Genomic DNA, 1,169 nt, shown 5'->3' with positions numbered 1-1,169 from the left:
CCAGATAAGGATTTAGTCGATTTATGCCCCCCTATCGAACCATACCAAGTAACGAAGAACCATAATTTCAACGATTCCTATTTCATCGATAATTCCGGCTACTAATCCCAGATGGTCTAGATTTTTGACTTCAATTTCTGTTGATTGATTCATGGTCGAACAGCCCACTGCCTAAGTTTTCCAACAATTCCTATTTTTTCATAATTAGGGGTCTCAAGATCCCCCTAACGGCCACCGAGAAAACCTTCACCAGCTAAGTATTTTTACTCAAGTCTCTGGAGGGGGACAGCTTATGTGACAGTTGAGGGTGCGGAATGTGGGAAAAAAGGCCGATCTGCAATACCTGAGTGATCTCAGGGACGATCTTCGGGCTTACCTGAATTTAACGGTGGGTCAAGTTGTTACCGACGGCAAACGGTTGGGGTTATCGCTCAGTTATCCCTCCCGTCGGTGGGTTTGCCGGTCGTTTGGGTTAGTTGGTACGCTTTCGTTCCCGTTCCCGAACGACCCAACAGGTTAAAGGACGAGCCGTTCTTGTGCGATTTGAAGGTTGGTGACACCGTTACCATAAATGGGAACCATCCCGAAGCCGCCGGCAAAACCTTCGAGGTCAGAGAGTTTAAGGGGAACGGCTGGATTCTCACCACCGACAACCGGCTATTTCACTGCGAGTTTTTTCTGTCGTGCGATCTAATCCCCGAACCTCACTTAACGAAATCTGATCAGGAAGACCCCGCGCCCGAATATTTGGCCATCGCTCTGATCCGTACCGACGGCGGTACACAACCGAGAGCGACGATTAATCAACTCACCGTCGCTGAATATGCCGAGAATATGCGTTCTGGCGATCGTTTTCCCCCCGTGTTGGTGTTCTGGGATGGCAGCGATTATTGGTTAGCCGATGGGTTTCACCGGCTCTTGGCCGCCCAGTCTTTGGAATTACCCGCAATCGCCGTCGATATCCGTCGGGGAACCAGACGCGATGCGATCCTCTACTCGGTCGGGGCGAATGCCCATCACGGTCTCAGACGCAGCCATACCGATAAACGGCGGGCGGTGTTGATGCTCTTGCAGGACGGGGAATGGTCGCGCTATAGTAACAACCGTATTGCCAAATTATGTTTTGTTTCCGCCGATCTGGTCAATCGTTTGCGTCTCTCACTTAACGA

General features: G+C 50.6%; 1 protein-coding gene and 1 pseudogene. One reads left to right on the top strand and one right to left on the bottom strand.

Annotated elements, in window-relative coordinates; genetic code table 11:
- Positions 1 to 60: 60 nt before the first annotated feature.
- A pseudogene (locus tag O9290_RS05135) lies at positions 61 to 153 on the bottom strand (DUF4277 domain-containing protein); the annotation flags it as partial.
- Positions 154 to 456: 303 nt separating this feature from the next.
- Here O9290_RS05135 and O9290_RS05130 point away from each other — a divergent pair.
- Positions 457 to 1,169, top strand: a 713-nt coding sequence (locus tag O9290_RS05130; RefSeq protein WP_288086781.1) for a ParB N-terminal domain-containing protein, incomplete at its 3' end; no start/stop codon positions are given.

This window comes from Microcystis sp. LE19-41.2A, from assembly GCF_027530405.1.
Classification (GTDB): Bacteria; Cyanobacteriota; Cyanobacteriia; order Cyanobacteriales; family Microcystaceae; genus Microcystis; species Microcystis aeruginosa.
Note: the sequence above shows the minus strand (reverse complement) of the source record. Positions and strands in the feature narration are given on the sequence as shown.